This window comes from Actinomadura sp. 7K507 (assembly GCF_004348425.1).
Lineage (GTDB): Bacteria > Actinomycetota > Actinomycetes > Streptosporangiales > Streptosporangiaceae > Spirillospora.
Genome location: NZ_SMKK01000215.1, coordinates 1 through 16,978 on the forward strand (window position 1 = coordinate 1; position 16,978 = coordinate 16,978).

Consider the following 16,978-nt stretch of genomic DNA (forward strand, 5'->3'; position numbering starts at 1 on the left):
CCCTGGCGGGCCAGCTCGACCGCGCGGCGGCGGAACTCGGGCGGGTGTGGTGAGGGCATGGCGGACATCCTTCCTGATGATCGCCGGTGACCTCAGATCAGATGTCCGTGCTCCGGGGGGAAGCTCATCGCGGGTGTGGTCACCGAGGACGGACGGCGCCTGACAGCCATCAGCGATCACGAGGCGGTGCACCTGTGGGACGTCGATGCCCGCCGTCCGGTGGGGCCGCCCATGGTCGGACCGACCGGCTGGTGCGCGCTGGCCAGCGATGGTCCAGGAACAGTGGTCACCGCTTCCGGGCCCGACGAGGCGATCGGCGTCTGGCGGACCGGGCCTGAACCGACACATCAAGGCACCGGTCATACGAGCACCATCACATGCCTGGCAGCAGGGCCCGAGGGTGTCATCGCCGGTGGCACGGACGGCACCGTCGGTCGGTGGCCATTGGAGCACGGGCGCGGGCAGGTTGTCGGCGCGCTGTCCGCACCGGTCCGTGCGGTCGCGGCGGTGGCGGCCGGTGACGGCGTCACAGTCCTGGCAGGCGGCGGTGATCTGCACGGGACCACTGATGACGCGCTGCACCGGTGGATCGACGGCGGCCCGGACCAGCCCGTCATCGTGAACCATCGCGGTGAGGTGCGCATCGTTGTGACCACCGTCCTGGACGGCCGCCCGGTCGCGCTCACGGCTGGCTGTGACGAGACGCTGCGCATCACCGATGTCACCAGCGGGGAGCGCCTCGGCGATATTCCAGGTCGGCATCAGCCCGATGGCATCGCGGTCGGCCTCATGGGCGGACGCCTGGTCGCCGCAGTCAGCCGCGCCTTCGGCCCTTTCCAACTGTGGGACCTCGCCGGTGACGTCCCGATACTCACTCCGGTCACCGAGGCCATGGAAGCACTCGAACGCGTACACGCCGTCGTACAGTCGGACGAAGGGCTGGCGATTGTCACAGTGCGCGGGCACGTGGTGCGCATTAGAGGCCTCCGGACCGGCACCACATGGCATCTCGACCCCGACAATGGCGAACAGGTCACCGCAGTTGCGATTCGCGACAGCGTCAGCCCCCTAGCGGTGGCACGCATGGACGGCTTGGTGCACTTGTTCGACCTTCCGGCAAAGACAGTGGTCGATACATTGATGCTGCCTTACGCGGCCACCGCACTCGCCTGGACGCCCGATGGTGACCTCCTGATCGCGTGCCGCAGAGATCTCCTCCGCGTCAGCCGCTAGCACGACACCCTCGGCCGTCCTCGATCCTCGGACGATCACGCGCCGGTGCGATCGGCAGCAGAACACCTTTTTCGCGAGGTTGTACAGCTTTCCGATCGACTGTTGGGACGATCGGCGACCGCAGCAAATGTCCTTTCCATGGTGCAGGCTGAAAGAAGGCGGTGACACTAATGTGGCGTGTCTGGATTGTCCGCTAGTATTGTCGCGATCTTGTCCTACAATGTGCGGGTAGCTGGATTCGTGTTGGGAGGTGAACCCCCGGTGCCCATGCCCTTGGAAATCGTCGAAGGCCCCGCAATCGTCGGCGGCGCGCGTGAATGGGAGAACCGGGGGTGGTTCCCGCCAGGACCGCAACTGGCGATCTGTCTGTCCGGCGGAAAACAACACTTGGCCGATCTCACCGACGACGAACTGCTGCAGGTGGCCGCCGCGGCGCGTCGGCAGACCTCTTGGGCCCAAGCGCGCGAACTCGCCGCCATCGCCGAACTCGCACAGCGCCGCATCGCCACCGAGACCGCCGAGACCGCTGAGGGGCCCGACTACCGGACCCTGACCGCATGTGAATCGGTCACCGAAGAGGTCGCTGCCGCCCTGACGGTCACCGGCAACACCGCCGCCACCCTGGTCCACCTCGCCGAACGACTGACCGGCCCCCTCGCCGAAACCGGGGACGCGCTGGAAAGCGGCCGCATCGACATGGCGAAAGCCCGTGTCATCAGCGACATCACCGACGACCTTCCCGACCAGGTCATCGCACGCGTCCAAGCCGCCGCGCTGGACAAGGCGTCCGTCCAGACCACCGGGCAGTTGCGCCGCCGCATCAAGCGGATAGTGCAACGCCTCGCCCCCGAGGCGGCCGAAGAACGTAGACAGCAAGCGGTCCGGCACCGGCGCCTGGAGCTGTGGGACACCACATCGGGCACCACCGACCTCGCACTGTGCGACCTGCCACCCGAAGACGCCCACGGCATCTTCAACAAGATCACCGCTGCCGCGCACGGCCTCAAGACCGAGGGCGACACCCGCCCGCTCCACCTCATCCGCGCCGACCTGGCCGCACATCTCCTCAACGGGGCACCCCTCCCCACCGCCGCCCGCGCAGTCCTCACCCAAGCCACCCCACGCGACGACGGGACGACCGACGACGGGACCGTGGCCGAGCCAACACCCCCCGCCACCAGCCCGGCAGCTGGTGCAAGGGACACGGCGCGACGCGGAGGTCTGGCCGTCCTACCACCGGCTGGTGGCCTGGCCGTCCTGCCACCCGCTGGCGGCCTGGGGGCCACCGCCGCTGACGATGACCCGGCACTGCCGGGGGTGGCGGCGATGGTCAATCAGCGGCTCACCCACTTGCGCGACCGCACCCCCGCCGCTGAACTCCCCGCCGCCGTCAGCCGGACGGTCCGGCAGATCCGCCACCGGCTCGCCTCGCAGCGTGACGCGCTCTGCCAAGGCGACGGCGAGCGGCACGGACGTCCTGGCTACCGGCCCCCCGCCGAGCTGCGGCGGGAGATCGAGGCACGGCATGCCACCTGCGTGTTTCCCACCTGCAACCAGCCTTCACCGCGCTGCGACCTCGATCACACCGTGCCCTGGCGACCCGGAATCACGTGCCGCTGCAACCTGGCGCCGTTGTGCCGAAGACATCACCGCGTCAAGCAGACCCCAGGGTGGGGGCTTCACCACGTCTGGCCCGGACTGCTGATCTGGACCACACCGTCCGGCGCCTGGTACATCGTCCACCCCGAACGGCAGTGATCACCCCGCGGTGGCCGGAGCGTTCCGGCCACACCTGTCCTGTGCTCAGGTGTTCGGTTTGAGTACAGATGAGCACGGTGAGCACTGAGCACGGTGAGCACAGGGCGGCGTTTCCTGGCTTGGGTTGCAGCCAGGGCCAGGACGGCCGTGGCCGCCTCGGTCTTCACCAGGTCGTCCAAACTCTTCTGGAAGCCGCCCGGCGACGAGAGGTTCGACCGTGCCGGCGCCGTCCCCGTCCCCCTCTCCGTCCCCGTCCGAGTTGACCGCTACCGTCCGCAGAAGGCGTCGGTGACGGTCTTGTCGATCGCTTCGCCGACCTTCACCTGGCCGGGCCCGGTGAATTCGCCCAGGTTGGCCGAGATGGTGAGGTGCCGCCGCCCGTCCTCGGAGTGCACCGACTGGGTCGTGTATCCGTGGATGCCGCCGTCTTTGCCCCATACGGATATCCCGCACGGCAGTGGCGTCTTCACCATCCCCAGGCCGTCGGTGGCGCCGTTCGGGAGCGTGAACGGCACCGTGGTCTTCATGGCCTTGAGCTGGGCGGGCGGTAGCAGCCTGCCGCCCAGCAGCGCGGCGAAGAACCGGTTGAGGTCGCCGGTGGTCGAGATCATCTCACCGGCCGCCCAGGCCCACGACGGGTTGAGCCGGGTGATGTCCACCGGGCGGGTCGTGCCGTCCTTGGTGACCTCGATATAGCCGTGCGCGTGCGGTCCCGGGATCGAGGTCCGCTTCCCGGGCAGCGAGGTGTCGCCGAGCCCCAGCGGCCGGATGATCCTGCGCTGTACCTCCTCGGCGTACGAGCGGCCTGTGACCTTTTCGATGATGAGACCCGCCAGCACGTAGTTGGTGTTGGAGTAGCGCCAGTCGGTGCCCGGCGGGAAGAGCGGAGGTAGGCGCACGCCGGCACGCGCCAGTTCACGCGGGGCCTGGTCGGCGAACCGCATGCGGTCGAGGAAGTCCTGTCCCTGCAGCGGGAACTTCCGGGTGTCCTCCAGGTATTCGCGGAGTCCGGAGGTGTGGTTGAGCAGCTGCCGTACCGTGATGTTCTCTCCGTTCGGTACCCGGCCGGGAAGGTACCGCTCGACCGGATCGTCCAGCCCGACCCGGTGCTCGGCGACCAGTTGCAGGACGACGGTCGCGGTGAAGGTCTTGGTGGTGGAGCCGATCCGGAACAGCCCCCGCCGCGGTACCGGCCGCCCTCCCTTCAGCCGGGCCGTGCCGCTGGTGCCGCGCCACGCTCGGTGCTTGCCGATCGCCTCGGCCTGGACGCCGACCGCGCCCGCCGAGACGATCCCGTCCAGCGATCGCTGGAGATCCGTCCGGGTTTCCGCCTGGGCCCCTGCCACCGTTCCGCCGGTGACCGCGGCCGCCGCCGCGAGGGAAAGGAGCGCACGCACGCCGGTCTTCCGCACAAGCATGGAATTCTCCTGAAGTCGCACGGTTTTCTTGTGGTGAAACCGTGCCGTGCCGGCCGCCGCGGCCGCTTCCCCCGCCGGCGTGATCCGTCACCGGTCCCTCCCCCGCAGGGGGACGGCGATAACTCGCTGCCCCCGTGGGGCCACGCTGAGGCCCTGTGCTCAAATCCTCGATCTGAGCACAGGGCCTTCGCGGTGGGCCCGCGTCACAGCCAGGGCCAGGAGGCGTTCCGGTTCGCCTCCAGGAGCGGGATCTGGCGGAAGGCCGCGTCCGACAGGCCGCCGAAGGTGTGGCGGTTGCGTTCGCCGGACGGGCCGTGGCCGTACCGGTAGCCCGCCAGGTTCCAGGTGTAGACCGGGACGTCGGCCGGCACCTGCCCGGTGGGGTCGGCGCCCCGGCGGCCGCTCCACGCCTGCTCGTCGGTGACGATCACGACGCGGTCGTGGCCGCGGTAGTGCGCACGGACCGCCTCGGCGGTGTTGGTGCCGCCCATGCTGTGGAACCGCTCCAGCGCCTTCAGCAGCGACTCGCCCCGGCGGACCTCGACACTCTGGTGGCCCGTGCCGAACTCGACCAGGTCGGCCGAGGCCGCGCGCAGGGCCAGCGCCGTGCCGAAGACGGCCGCCGAGTCCGCGCGGTTGAGCCCCGACTTCTGCGCGACGCTCCCGAACATGCTGCCCGAGCGGTCGACCAGGACCAGCGTCCGGCCGTCCAGCCGCGGCACGTTGGACAGCGAGTGGTCCAGCGCCCGCTCCAGCGGCCAGGCCCAGCGCAGCGACGGCGCGGCGTTGTGCGCGGCCAGGAACCGGAACGGGAACATGCGCGAGCGTGCGATGACCTCGGGGTCGGCGAGCTTGGCCGCGACCCTCTCGGCGACGGCGTCGCTCACGCCCGCCTGGTCGAAGTTGCGCAGGTTCCGGACGAGGGCGAAGATCCCCATGCTCGGGACGATCGCCTCCCACGCCGCGGCGTCCATCGGGCCCTGCAGCCAGCCGGCCAGCGCCTCCCAGGTGATGCCCGCGCGGGCGAGCAGCTCGGGGTCCTCCAGGACCTGGCGCCGCTCGTCGACGGGCATGGACAGCAGCGCGTCGCGGCGGGTGAGGGTCTCCAGGGACTCCGGGATCGGGGTGTCCGGCTGGTGCGGGCGCTTGACCACGTACCCGAACAGGTCGTGCTGCCAGGGGCCCTGGAAGCGGCCGGCCTGCGAACTGCCCTTGCGGTCGCCCGGGTGGGTCAGGTTGAGGACGTCGGCGAAACCGATGCCCTTGCCCTGGCTGCCCCACTTGACGTAGTTGAACTCGGTGCCGAGGCGCAGGATCGCGTCCCCGATGCCGCGCTTGACCGGCTTGGGGATCGCGCGGCCGTAGGTGCCGATCCAGTAGGCGAGGGCCTCCCCGGGCTCGTCGGCGCGCCGGATGACGCTGGAGACGAGCTGGCGGTTGCCGCCGTTCAGGCCTGCGGCGAGACGTGCCCGGACGGCCTCCAGGGCGGCGACCAGGGACGCCGATCGCATGTTGGCCTCGCCGCGCAGCCACGGCAGGAACCCGGCCATCCAGTCGGCGTCGTCGACGGCGACCTGGTGGACGAGGTCACGGAAACGGGCGTCGCGGTCGCCGGCCTTCTCGTAGAAGGTGTTCTCGCCGACCATGTTCGTGACGGCCAGCAGGAAGAGCTCCGAGCGGGCGTCGGACCTGGCGTGGCCCGGTCCGCCCTCGTGGGTGCGGCCGGTCGCGACGTGCTCGGTCTTCACCGGGCTGGTCACGGCCGGGCGTACCGCGCCGCGGTTGAACTTCGCCATAATGCGGGACTCCTTCCGTTCGACGGAAGGAACCGTTCAGGGTGCCCGAGGTCAGAAGTCGGCGACGGGCTGGCACGTCCGCTGCTCTGCCTGATTGAGCTACACCGCCTCGGAAGCGGCGGCGGGATTCGAACCCGCAACCCGCGGATTAAGAAGTAGCCGTCACCTGCGCACCGGGCACCCTGCGAAATATCGGTTCCTCCCGAGATCAAGTCGGTGGACGGGTCGCCCCGCCTATGTTGGGGCTACAGGCCCGTGAAAGGGGCCTGCAAGGAATCGAACCTCGAAGTAGCCGTTCACCTGCGCACCGGGAGGTGCGTATCGTATTCGGTTGTCTTCAGAGGGCGCGCCCGAGGTCGAAGTCGGTGAAGGTGACGTCAGCGCTCTGCCGATTGAGCTACACCGGCCCGAAGCCGGTGACGGGACTCGAACCCGCAACCTCTCGAACCCGAATCGAAGTAACCCTCGCCTGCGCACCGGGCGCATCTCTGAAGTTGTTACCCTCCCCGAGATCAGAGGCGGCCGCGGGTGTTGTTTTCTGGGAAAGAGAAGTAACCCGCGGCCTTCGCACCGGGAAGGACGTTGCGACAAGCAGACCATATCCAGAGCAGCCGGTACAACCAATTATTTCCCGACTCATTCTGCTTTGGCGGCTTCAAGCACGGGTACGGCCGCGGCCCGGCGCGCGGGTAGTGAGGAGATGGCCAGCGTCGCCGCCGCCGCGCCGGCGGCCACCAGCGGGAACAGCCACCACGGCGGATCCGGGCGCAGGAACGAGCTGCCGGTCGCCAGATGCAGGAGCGCCAGCCACCCGGTCCCGATCGCGAGGCCGAGGATCGTGCCGAGGGCGACCACGGTGGCCGCCTCCCAGCGGACGATCGAGCGGATCTGCCGCACGGTGGCGCCCACGGCGCCCAGCAGCCCGAATTCCCGGGTGCGTTCGGCGACGCTCATCGACACCGTGGTCGCCATGCCGAACAGCGCGAGCAGCAGCGCCATGCCGATGAAGCTGTAGGTCGCCCGCAGCGGGCGGGTGAGCGAACTCGACGCCGCGTCCACGTAGGCGTTCCGGTCGAGGACCTGCACGCCGGGCACCGCGGCGACGGCGCCCGCCAGGGCTTCCGCGGAGCCGCCCCGCACGAGGATCACCTGGGTCGCGGCGTTGGCGTCGAGCCGCTCCATCGTCGACGGCGCCGCCAGCGCCTGGTCGGCGAACAGGTGGGACGGGTCGTGGTAGGCGTCCGCCACGGTCAGCGTGACCTGACCTTGGGAGCCCCGGACGGTGATCTTCTGCCCGTGGCGCAGCCCCCGCTCCTCCATGACGGCCGACGACAGCGCGATCTCCCCGGGACTCAGCGCGGGCGGCCGGCCGCCCAGCCGCAGGACGTCGCGCAGCCCGGCCTGCTCGGCGCCGCTGACGAGGAAGGAGGACGGCTCGGGCTCCTCACCGGGGTCGGGACGCTCCGCTGGCGATACGAGCATGACCTCGGTCTGCGTGAGGGCGGTCGCCCGCGATACGCCCGGCGTGCCCGTCACCAGGTCCGCCGCGTCCCGGGCCAGCGGCGCGGGCGCGCCCTCGGGCGTTCTCGCGGTCGCGGCGATCGCGTGCTCGGCTGCCATGACCTGCCGTCCCGCCTCCTGGAACCGGTCGTTCACCGACTGCGTCACCAGCACCACGGACGCGACCAGCGCGACGCCGACCATCAGCGACGAGGCGGCGGAGGCGACCCGGCGGGGGCTGCGGGTGATGGTGGCGTGCGCCAGCCGCCCGGTCTCCCCGCCGGCCAGCATCCCGAGACGGCCCACCAGCCCGCCCAGCGGCCCGACGAAGAACGGGGTGAGGAGGGCCAGCCCCGTCACGGCCAGCAGTGAACCGAACAGGACCATCAGCCCGACCCCGACCGTCCGGTCCGGGCCGGGTGGATCGGTGGCGCGGACCACGGTGGCCACCGCGTACCAGAAACCCGTACCGGCGAAGATCGCGGACGCGGCCAGCAGCCGGGGCCAGCGACGTTCCCTGGTCTCGGTGGTGGTGCTGCGCAACGCCTGCACGGGTGAGATCCCCGCGGCGCGGTGCGCCGCCCGCCAAGCGGCCGACTGGGTGACCAGGATCCCGGCCGCGGCCGGAAGCCCCAGTGCGACCCAGCCGAACTGTGCGCCGGCGGCCGAGACGTCGAAGCCGTCCCGCGCGAACAGCCGGATGATCAGAGCGGACAGCGGGAAGCCCGCGGCCACCCCGCCCACCGAGGCGACCACGCCCACCGCCAGTGCCTCGAACCGGATCAGCCGTTTGATCTGCCGCGGTGTGGCGCCGATCGCGCCGAGCAGCGCCAGCCGGCGGGTCCGCTGCCGCACCAGCGTGCCGAACGTGTTGGCCACCACGAACAGGCCGACGAAGATCGCGACCAGGGAGAGCATGCCGACCACACCGGCGATCGAAGCGCCCTCACCCGCCGCGGCGGCGCTCTGCGCGCGCCCCACGGACTCCGCGGTGCGCACGGTCGCCGCGCCGCCCAGATCCCGGGCCAGCTCGCCGCGCAGCCGATCGGCGGGCACGCCGGGGGCGGCTTTCACCCATACGCTCTGCCAGATTCCCGGGGGCAGCATGGCGGCGTGCCGCACCGTCTCGGGCGGGGCCAGCACCAGGTCGCCGGTGGCCACCGCATCGCTTCCCTGGACGCTGACCACCCCGGCGACCCGCACCCGGCGCGTCTCGCGGGGCAGAGTAAGCGCCATCGTGTCGCCGACCTGCAGCTTCCCGGCCCGCGACATGTGCCGGACGATCGCCACCTCGCCGTCTCGGGCCGGTGCGCGCCCCGCCTCCAGCCGGTAGGGGTTCAGCCGCGGGTCGGACATCCAGGGACGCAGCAGCGTGCGGCCCTCGGCCGCCGCCATGATCGCCTGACCGCCGGGACCGGTGGCCGTCACCGCCACCGCGGCGTCCCCGGCGGCCGCCGCCACCCCGGGCCGGGATTCGACGCGGTCCAGGCGGATCCGGCCGCCGGGCGGCGCGAACGGGGCGTCCGGATCCACCGTCCCGCCCTGCACGAGCACGTCCGAGCGGAAGTGCACGCTGGCGTCGCTGCCCGACACCGCCTCCTGGGCGCGCAACGCGAACTGCAGCGAGCCCGCGATCAGCGCGATCGAACCCAGCGCGGCCAGCAGCGTGGCGATCAGCCGCAGCCATCCCTCGGTGAACGACCGGCGCGCGATGAGCCACATGGGATTGCCCACGCGTCAGCCCTCCAGCTTGCGCATGCGGGCGTGCACGCTGTCGATGGCGGGCCCGGCCAGCTCGTCGACGATCGTCCCGTCGGCCAGGAACAGCACCCGGTCGGCGTGCGCGGCGGCCACCGGGTCGTGCGTCACCATGATCACGGTCTGCCCGTAGGAGTCGACGGCGGTGCGCAGGAACCCCAGCACCTGCGCGCCGGAGCGCGAGTCGAGGTTGCCGGTCGGCTCGTCGGCGAACAGCACCTCCGGCCGGGTCAGCAGCGCCCGCGCCACGGCGACCCGCTGCTGCTGGCCGCCGGACAGCTCGGCGGGCCGGTGATCCAGCCGGTCGCGCAGCCCGAGCGTGTCCACGACCGTGCCGAACCATCCCGGGTCCGCCCCCCGGTCCGCACCGCGGCCCGCCAGCCGCCCGGTGAGCCGGATGTTCTCCTCGGCGGTCAGCATCGGCAGCAGATTGAACGCCTGGAAGACGAAGCCCATCCGGTCGCGGCGCACCTCGGTGAGCCGGGTGCGCGACAGGCCGGTGATGTCGACCTCACCGATCAGGACGGTGCCGGAGGTCACGGTGTCCAGCCCGGCCAGGCAATGCAGGAAGGTCGACTTCCCCGACCCGGACGGCCCCATGATCGCGGTGAACCGGCCACGGGTGAACGCCGCCGACACTCCGCGCAGGGCGGTCACCGCACCGTCCCCGGCGCCGTAGGTCTTGACCACATCGTCCGCGACCATGACCCGGTCGCGGTCGTGCAGGCCGGGTGGATGCTCGTCGGGCTGGGGGGCGGTCATCGGCGTCCTCCCGGGAGGGCGGGGAGCAGGCGCAGCGCGTTGTCGCGTGCGATGGCCTTGTGCTCGCGGCGGTTCAGGCCCGGGTCTCGGTCGAACCGCGCGGTCTCGCGGGCCACCTCGGCGGCGGGGTTGGCGGGCCAGTCGGTGCCGAACAGCACGCGGTCGGCGCCGACCGCGCCGAGCAGCGTGGGGGTGGCGTACGGGGACATCGGCAGCGCCGTGTCGTAGTAGAAGCGCCGCAGCGCCCTGCGGATCTTCGCCGGGTCGGGCGCGTCGTCGTGCTCCCTGCCCCAGCCCTCGGCGCGTCCGACGATGTACGGCAGGAACCCGCCCGCGTGGGGCAGGATGACCGACAGCCGGCGGTACCGGTCCAGGGTCCCGGCGGCGATCAGGCTGAGCGCGGTGCGGGTGGTGTCGAGCAGGAAGTCGGCGACGTGGTCGGCCACCCCGGGCACCTCGACGATCCCCTTGGGCGAGAAGGGGTGGGTGAACACGATGGCGCCACGGCGGTCGAGCTCGGCCAGCAGCGGGTCGAACGCCGGGTCGCCGAGGTAGCGCCCGTCGGCCGAGGTGCCGAGTAGCACCCCGTCGGCGCCGAGCTCGTCCAGCGCGTACGCGACCTGCTTGAAGGCCAGGTCGGGGTGGAGCATGGCCACGTTGGCGAAGAAACCGAACCGGGTGGGACGGTCGCGTACCAGGTCGGCCAGGGACTCGTTGCACACGTCCACGCCCGACTCGGCGGTCTTGCGGTCCGCGAACACCTCGGGTGGCACGGGCGCGGAGGCCACTCCCACGGCGATGCCGTTGGCCTCCATGGTCTCCAGCGTGCTCGGCAGGGTCCACTGGGCCCAGTCGGGGCCGCCCGTGGGCGGGATGAGGCCCTGCTCGACAGCCCATTGCCGCATCTTGGGCGGCACGGCGTGGTGGTGGGTGTCGATCCGTCCGGACGAGGGGCGGTGCGGGCTCGCGGCGGCGCCGCGTCCCGGCGGCGCCACGGGCGCGGCGGCCGCCGCCATGCCGGCCGCGGCGCTCACCTTGAGCGCTCGCCGGCGGGTCAACTCGGTCATTGACGTCTCCTGTTCGACCGTGAGGGCTCCTACTCATACGAGATAATCTCAGTTGAGACTATATCAGGTGAGGCTAGAATGGACGCGTGCTCGACGACCTGCTCGAACGTCTCCTGTCCGGAGAAGGCGGCCCGGCCGCCGATCACGTGGGGCTCGGCATGCTGCTGTCCACGGCCCACAACCAGAGCCGGGAACGGATGAACCAGGCGCTGCGCCCGCTGGGCATCGACGTCCGCGGGTTCGCCGTGCTGCTCGCGCTGCCGATCTACGGTCCGGTCAGCCAGCGGGACCTGATCGGCCACATCGCCATCGACAAATCCACCATGGTCCGGCTCATCGACGACCTGGAGGAAGCGGGGCTGGTCTCCCGCGAGCGGATGCCGCGGGACCGGCGCGCCTACTCGATCGTGCTCACGCACCACGGCGAGCAGACACTGACAGAGGCCCGGCGGACGGCCGAAGAAGTCGGCGGGCAGATCTTCGGCCGGCTCACCGAGACCGAGCGCCGGCATCTCGTCGATCTGCTACGCCGTGTGGCCGGACACGCCGCCCCGCCCCAGCCCGCCGACCCCCATCCGCGTTGATCGCCCACTGGTGTCCGCCGCTGGTCGTCCGCGCGCGAATTCTGCAGGATCCGCAGCCGGCGCCGTTCGGTGGGTCAGAGGTGCGTCGCGGTTCTGACGAGGTCGGCGACGGCTCGGGAACGGCTGTGAGGCGGCCACGCGATCACCGTCGTGACCTGCGGTGCGTCGTGCACCGGCACCGTGGCGTGGTCGTCGCGAAGCTGGGGCCTGCATGACTCCGGCAGGATCGCGCAGGCGCGGCCCAGCGCGATCAGCTGGAGCAACTGCGTGTGGTCGCGGACCTGCGGGCCGGGGCCGTCCGGGTACGTGCCGTCGGGGCGGGGCCAGCGCGGCAGCGGTGGGCCGGGCATCGCGGTGACCTCGGCCGTCCCGACCTGGCTGCGGCCCGTGAGGGGGTGCCCGGCCGGCAGGACCACGACCTGGCCCTCGGTGCGGAGTTCCTCGGTGTCGAGCCCGGCCGTCGAGTCGTACGGCAGGTGGAGCAGCGCCACGTCGGCCCGCCCGTCGCGCAGCAGGCGTTCCTGCTCGCCGATGCCGCACAGGATCACGTCCACGGTGACCGCGCCGGGTTCGGCGGCGTAGGCGTCGAGCAGCTTCGCGAGCAACTCGCCGGCGGCGCCGGCCTTCGTGGTGAGGACCAGCTCGGGTTCGCCGGTCGCGGCGAGGACGGCGCGGCGGGTGCGGCGCTCGGCGGCCGCGACCGCGTCCAGCGCCGCCCGGCCCTCGCGCAGGAGGACCGACCCGGCCTCGGTCAGGGTGACCGCGCGGCTGCTGCGTTCCAGCAGCGTCGCCCCGAGCCGGCGTTCGAGCCTGCTGATCGTCCGCGACAGCGGCGGCTGGGCGATCCCGAGCCGCTCCGCGGCCCTCCCGAAATGCAGCTCCTCGGCGACGGCGACGAAGTACCGCAATTCCCTCGTCTCCACGCCGCCACGGTACCCGGCCGGGATCGATACCCGCGCGGTATCGCCGCCCACCTGACCGGTGTTGGAGGTTTCCCCGGCCCCGGGAGCAGGATCGGTCGTATGAACGAACAGACGATCGCGCTGGTGACCGGCGCGAACAAGGGGATCGGGTACGAGATCGCGGCGGGCATGGGCGCCCTCGGCTGGAAGGTCGGCGTAGGAGCCCGCGATGAACGGCGCCGCGAGGCCGCCGTGGCGAAGCTGCGAGCGGCCGACGTCGAGGCGTTCGGCGTGCCGCTCGACGTGACCGACGACGCGAGCGTGACCGCCGCCGCCGGACTGATCGAGGCGCACGCCGGACGCCTCGACGTCCTCGTCAACAACGCCGCGATCACCGGCGGCATGCCGCAGGCGCCCACCGAGGTCGACCCCGCGACGGTGCGGACGGTCGTGGAGACCAACGTCATCGGGGTCATCCGCGTCACCAACGCGATGCTGCCGCTGCTGCGCCGCTCGGCGTCGCCGCGGATCGTGAACATGTCCAGTAGCGGCGGCTCACTCACCCTGCAGACCACCCCCGGCGCCGAAACGGGCCCGATCTCCGCCGCCTATTCAGCGTCGAAGACGTTCCTCAACGCCGTGACCATCCAGTACGCGAAGGAACTGGACGGCACGAACATCCTGATCAACGCGGGCTGCCCCGGCTTCACCGCGACCGACCTCAACGGCTTCCGCGGAGTCCGCACGCCGGAGCAGGGCGCGGCGGTCGCGATCCAGCTCGCGACCCTGCCCGACGACGGCCCGACCGGCGCGTTCTTCAACGACGAGGGTCCGATGCCTTGGTGACGGTCAGGTGCCTTGATGTCGGTCAGGTGCCTTGGTGACGATCAGGCCCACTGGGCGTCCTGGAAGGGGCGCACCTCGATGGGGGCGCCGCAGGCCAGCGCGCACTTGTCGGCCCAGGCCAGCGCCTGGTCCAGGTCGTCGCACCGGACCACCCAGAACCCGCCGAGCTGCTCCTTGGTCTCGGTGAACGGGCCGTCCGTCATCATCGTGGTGCCGTCCGCGGGGTGGACGACGGTGGTGGCGGGCGAGGGCAGCAGGCCGCCGACGAACACCCACGAGCCGGCGGACCGCATCTCGTCGGTGACCTCGGACGTCCGGGCCATCTGCTCCTGCAACTCCTGCTCGGACGGCGCCGGTGCGCTCTCATCGAGCTGGACGGCGAGCAGGTACTTCTTCATGTCGGACTCCTTGGCCTCCGGTGTGGCGACCGGCCGTCGCCGGTCTCCCACTTGGCTACGAACGGGCCCGGCGCCATTCGACACCACCACCGCCGAAATCAATGGCCATGATCGGCTTTCGCTCGATGCGGCGGCCGGTGTCGGTGGTATTTGCGATACTCCCTGCCCATGACCGACAGCTCAGGCGAGTCCCTGTTGCGCGACCGTGCCCGTTTCCTCGTCGCCCTGGGATACCACGACTTCGAAACCGTCATCCGGCAGTGCACCCAGATATTGGACGAGCCTTCCGAGGCGGACGAACGTCTCGCCCGTCAGATCGTCGGGGAGGAGTTCGCCGCCCACCTCGCCGACCAGGAGACCTGGCCGGAGGAACTCGACACCGACCGCCTGCACCGCGCGTTCCGTGAGCTGGACATGTCCGGGATCGTCGCCCGCCTCGACCACACCTGCTGCCAGAACTGCGGTATCTCCGAGCTTGGCGAGGAGGTCCCGCGGGGTGAGGACCGGCGCGGTTACGTCTTCGCCCACCGCCAGGACATGGAGGACGCCGTCCCCGGCGGGAGCCTGGCGCTCTCCTACGGCGTCATCGGCGAAGGCAGGCAGCCGCCAGAGGCCCAGGTCGAGATCGGCCGGGAGGTCGCCGCCGCCCTCCGCCGGCACGACCTGGAGGTCGACTGGAACGGCACCCCCCAGAAGCGGATCGGGGTCTCGCTCACCTGGCGCCGCCGCCGCTTGGGGCGCCTGGCGGCCTGGCCGGGCGGCGAACCGGCCCCCTCCGAGCAGCCCCTGTCCATCTCGTACTGCGACATGCCGCGCGTCGGGGTGGAGAACGCGTGGCTTCCGGCGTCGTTTCAGGAGGCGCGAGACGTCCTGCTCACCATGGCGCCGTACACGGGCAACTACATCAACTTCAAGATCCCGGCCGGTGGGGGTCTGATCGCGGCATGGGGGCCAGGCCCCGCCCTCACCTTCGAACTCCCCGGTGACGAGGACAGCGGCCGCGACGTCACCATCACGGAGGCCGAGGAGATCCTGTCCGTCCTCGCTCACGAGGGACGGATCGCTCTCGGTCCGTGAAGGACTCTTTGCCGCCGGCCGAGGGTCTGGTCGGCTGCCGGAGGCAGAATGAGCGGATGGGCAATGATCAGTTCATGACAGCCGCCGTCCTGCGCCGGCACGGCGGGCCGGATGCGCTGGAGGTGCGGGACGACTGGCCGGTGCCTCAGGCCGGTCCGGGCCAGGTCCTCGTGCGTGTGAGCGCGGCGGCGATGAACAACACCGACATCTGGACGCGGGAAGGCGCGTACGGGCTGCCAGGCCTGCCCGAGGCGAAGGCCGGGTGGCGCGGTCCGGTGGACTTCCCGCGTGTTCAGGGCGGAGACATCGCCGGAACGGTCAGCGCGGTGGCCGCCGACGTCGCCGAAGCCTGGACGGGGCGCCGAGTCCTGGTCGACCCCGCCTTCTACGCCGACGAGCGCGAGGACGCCGACCCGGTCGGGCTGCTCGGCAGTGAGGCGGACGGCGGCTTCGCCACCTATGTCGCGGTCGAGGCCGCCCGTGTTCACGACATGAGCACGTCCCCGCTGTCCGATGAGGAACTCGCTTCGCTCCCCGTGGCCTACGGCACGGCGATGGGCATGCTGGAGCGCGCCCGCATCACGGGCGACGAGACGGTCCTGGTCACCGGTGCCTCGGGCGGTGTCGGGCTCGCCCTCGTCCAGCTCGCCGCCGCACGCGGCGCGCGGGTCGTGGCCATGACCAGCGGCTCCAAAGCCGAGGCGCTGCGGGAGGCCGGGGCGGCGGCGACCGTCTCGCGTGAGGCCACGGAGTTCCGGCGCCAACTGGACGCGGCGGCCCCGGACGGGCTGGACGCCGTCGCCGACGTGGCGGGCGGCCCCTGGATCGAGCGCCTGATGCCCGCCCTCCGTGACGGTGCCCGCTGGGTGATCGCCGGTGCCGTCGCCGGGCCGGTGGTCCCGCTCGACCTACGGCGCCTCTACCTGCACAACCTCAGCCTCATCGGCTCGTCGATGCACACCCGTGCGCACTTCGCGCAACTGGCGGAGCTGGCCCGCACCGGCGCCCTTCGGCCGAGCATCGCCGCCAGGTACCACCTGAACGACATCCACGCCGCTCAGGACGAGTTCCGCCGTGGCGCCCACGTCGGCAAGATCGTGATCACCCCATGAAGCGCGGACGGGGAGATCCCTGGCGCGGGCGCTTCCTGAGAAGCCGCGCGGCCGGTCAGTCCAGCATGTCGGTTTGATGGACGACGGCCATGCGCACCAGGCCGACGGTCTCCTCGGCGTGCCGCAGCGCGACTCCTGCTGACACCTCTCGGACGTAGCGCCCGGTGCCGGTCAGGAGCCGCTGCGGATCCTCCAGCAACGCGCCCTTGTGGAAGACCAGCTTGGCTCCCTTCTTCGTCACGGCGATGCCGCACAGCCAGTGATGCCAATCCGCCCGGACCGTGAAGGTCAGCCGTCCCCACTTCACCGCCTGCTCCAGCCCGGGATCGGCCGTGCCGACCAGCGTGGATAGCTCCTCCACCTCGCTGCGGACGGACGCGTCCAGGCCGTCCAGCCACTCCTGAACTCCCGGCGCTCCACCCCGTGTTCCTCCGGTCATGCGCCCATGATGGCCCCCGCCCCCGACAGTCCTGCCGGACGTGACGACGGTCTGGGCATACGATCAGTTGAGTCGACGGACGATCCCGGACGACCGGAGGGAAGGGCCGCCCGATCATGACCGACCTCGCCGCCTTCGCTGAGCTGATACCGCTCGATCACGGTTTGTGCGTGGTCAGCACACTGCGGGGTGATGGCAGTGTCCAGTCGTCGGTGGTCAACGCCGGGGTCCTGGAGCATCCGGTGCGGGGAGGGCGGGTCGTCGGGCTCGTCGCCGTCGGCGGCTCCCGCAAGCTGCGGAACCTGCGTGCCGACCCGCGGGTGACGGT

15 protein-coding genes and 1 tRNA gene are annotated in these 16,978 nt (G+C 71.3%); 7 read left to right on the top strand and 9 right to left on the bottom strand.

The window, feature by feature from the left end; all coding sequences use genetic code 11:
• Positions 1 to 135: 135 nt before the first annotated feature.
• Positions 136 to 1,233, top strand: a complete 1,098-nt coding sequence (locus E1285_RS34930) for a WD40 repeat domain-containing protein (RefSeq protein WP_132158861.1) — start codon at positions 136 to 138, stop codon at positions 1,231 to 1,233.
• A gap of 387 nt (positions 1,234 to 1,620) precedes the next feature.
• On the top strand, positions 1,621 to 2,991 hold the full coding sequence (locus E1285_RS34935; RefSeq protein WP_165966884.1) for an HNH endonuclease signature motif containing protein: 1,371 nt from the start codon (positions 1,621 to 1,623) through the stop codon (positions 2,989 to 2,991).
• A gap of 266 nt (positions 2,992 to 3,257) precedes the next feature.
• On the opposite strand, the gene E1285_RS34940 is transcribed toward E1285_RS34935, so the two are convergent.
• From E1285_RS34940 to E1285_RS34960, 6 genes are all read right to left on the bottom strand, one after another.
• Positions 3,258 to 4,409 (bottom strand): serine hydrolase domain-containing protein, encoded by a 1,152-nt coding sequence (locus E1285_RS34940; protein ID WP_132158863.1) that lies wholly within the window; start codon positions 4,407 to 4,409, stop codon positions 3,258 to 3,260.
• Between the two features lie 203 nt (positions 4,410 to 4,612).
• Positions 4,613 to 6,205 carry a TROVE domain-containing protein gene (locus E1285_RS34945; RefSeq protein WP_132158864.1) on the bottom strand — a complete coding sequence of 531 codons (1,593 nt, stop codon included), beginning with the start codon at positions 6,203 to 6,205 and terminating at the stop codon, positions 4,613 to 4,615.
• A gap of 411 nt (positions 6,206 to 6,616) precedes the next feature.
• Positions 6,617 to 6,687 (bottom strand) — tRNA-OTHER (locus tag E1285_RS45935).
• 154 nt (positions 6,688 to 6,841) lie between these two features.
• Positions 6,842 to 9,439 carry an FtsX-like permease family protein gene (locus E1285_RS34950; protein ID WP_132158865.1) on the bottom strand — a complete coding sequence of 866 codons (2,598 nt, stop codon included), beginning with the start codon at positions 9,437 to 9,439 and terminating at the stop codon, positions 6,842 to 6,844.
• Between the two features lie 3 nt (positions 9,440 to 9,442).
• Entirely contained in the window at positions 9,443 to 10,225 is a 783-nt protein-coding gene (locus E1285_RS34955; protein ID WP_165966885.1) for an ABC transporter ATP-binding protein, read from the bottom strand.
• On the bottom strand, positions 10,222 to 11,292 hold the full coding sequence (locus E1285_RS34960) for an amidohydrolase family protein (RefSeq protein ID WP_132158866.1): 1,071 nt from the start codon (positions 11,290 to 11,292) through the stop codon (positions 10,222 to 10,224). The genes E1285_RS34955 and E1285_RS34960 overlap by 4 nt, the downstream gene beginning before the upstream one ends.
• A gap of 86 nt (positions 11,293 to 11,378) precedes the next feature.
• On the opposite strand from E1285_RS34960, the gene E1285_RS34965 reads away from it, so the two are divergent.
• The gene (locus E1285_RS34965) at positions 11,379 to 11,876 is read left to right on the top strand and encodes a MarR family winged helix-turn-helix transcriptional regulator (protein ID WP_132158867.1); all 498 of its coding nucleotides are present in this window, start codon (positions 11,379 to 11,381) and stop codon (positions 11,874 to 11,876) included.
• A 74-nt stretch (positions 11,877 to 11,950) separates the two neighbouring features.
• Here E1285_RS34965 and E1285_RS34970 read toward each other — a convergent pair whose 3' ends face one another.
• A complete protein-coding gene (locus E1285_RS34970) occupies positions 11,951 to 12,799 on the bottom strand; it encodes a LysR family transcriptional regulator (protein ID WP_132158868.1) in 849 nt (282 codons plus the stop codon).
• A gap of 99 nt (positions 12,800 to 12,898) precedes the next feature.
• Here E1285_RS34970 and E1285_RS34975 point away from each other — a divergent pair, with 99 nt between their 5' ends.
• Complete coding sequence (locus tag E1285_RS34975; RefSeq protein ID WP_132158869.1) at positions 12,899 to 13,624, top strand: SDR family oxidoreductase; 726 nt, start codon at positions 12,899 to 12,901, stop codon at positions 13,622 to 13,624.
• Between the two features lie 41 nt (positions 13,625 to 13,665).
• Here the strand turns inward: E1285_RS34975 and E1285_RS34980 are convergent, their stop codons facing one another.
• A complete protein-coding gene (locus E1285_RS34980) occupies positions 13,666 to 14,022 on the bottom strand; it encodes a YciI family protein (RefSeq protein ID WP_132158870.1) in 357 nt (118 codons plus the stop codon).
• Between the two features lie 168 nt (positions 14,023 to 14,190).
• On the opposite strand from E1285_RS34980, the gene E1285_RS34985 reads away from it, so the two are divergent.
• Together E1285_RS34985 and E1285_RS34990 are read left to right on the top strand one after the other, a co-directional pair.
• Positions 14,191 to 15,099 (top strand): hypothetical protein, encoded by a 909-nt coding sequence (locus E1285_RS34985; RefSeq protein ID WP_132158871.1) that lies wholly within the window; start codon positions 14,191 to 14,193, stop codon positions 15,097 to 15,099.
• 56 nt (positions 15,100 to 15,155) lie between these two features.
• Entirely contained in the window at positions 15,156 to 16,211 is a 1,056-nt protein-coding gene (locus E1285_RS34990) for a zinc-binding dehydrogenase (RefSeq protein ID WP_207947036.1), read from the top strand.
• 55 nt (positions 16,212 to 16,266) lie between these two features.
• Here the strand turns inward: E1285_RS34990 and E1285_RS34995 are convergent, their stop codons facing one another.
• A complete protein-coding gene (locus tag E1285_RS34995) occupies positions 16,267 to 16,650 on the bottom strand; it encodes a DUF1801 domain-containing protein (RefSeq protein ID WP_132158872.1) in 384 nt (127 codons plus the stop codon).
• Between the two features lie 116 nt (positions 16,651 to 16,766).
• Between E1285_RS34995 and E1285_RS35000 the strand changes: the two genes are divergently transcribed.
• Positions 16,767 to 16,978: pyridoxamine 5'-phosphate oxidase family protein (locus tag E1285_RS35000; protein WP_207947037.1), on the top strand; the 212-nt coding region annotated here is incomplete at its 3' end.

Bases quoted from the DNA above. Each gene is read 5' to 3' on its own strand.
- E1285_RS34990 (WP_207947036.1), top strand. From the start codon at position 15,156: ATGGGCAATGATCAGTTCATGACAGCCGCCGTCCTGCGCCGGCACGGC.
- E1285_RS34980 (WP_132158870.1), bottom strand. From the start codon at position 14,022: ATGAAGAAGTACCTGCTCGCCGTCCAGCTCGATGAGAGCGCACCGGCG.
- E1285_RS34955 (WP_165966885.1), bottom strand. From the start codon at position 10,225: ATGACCGCCCCCCAGCCCGACGAGCATCCACCCGGCCTGCACGACCGC.
- E1285_RS34960 (WP_132158866.1), bottom strand. From the start codon at position 11,292: ATGACCGAGTTGACCCGCCGGCGAGCGCTCAAGGTGAGCGCCGCGGCC.
- E1285_RS34975 (WP_132158869.1), top strand. From the start codon at position 12,899: ATGAACGAACAGACGATCGCGCTGGTGACCGGCGCGAACAAGGGGATC.
- E1285_RS34945 (WP_132158864.1), bottom strand. From the start codon at position 6,205: ATGGCGAAGTTCAACCGCGGCGCGGTACGCCCGGCCGTGACCAGCCCG.
- E1285_RS34985 (WP_132158871.1), top strand. From the start codon at position 14,191: ATGACCGACAGCTCAGGCGAGTCCCTGTTGCGCGACCGTGCCCGTTTC.
- E1285_RS34940 (WP_132158863.1), bottom strand. From the start codon at position 4,409: ATGCTTGTGCGGAAGACCGGCGTGCGTGCGCTCCTTTCCCTCGCGGCG.
- E1285_RS34995 (WP_132158872.1), bottom strand. From the start codon at position 16,650: ATGACCGGAGGAACACGGGGTGGAGCGCCGGGAGTTCAGGAGTGGCTG.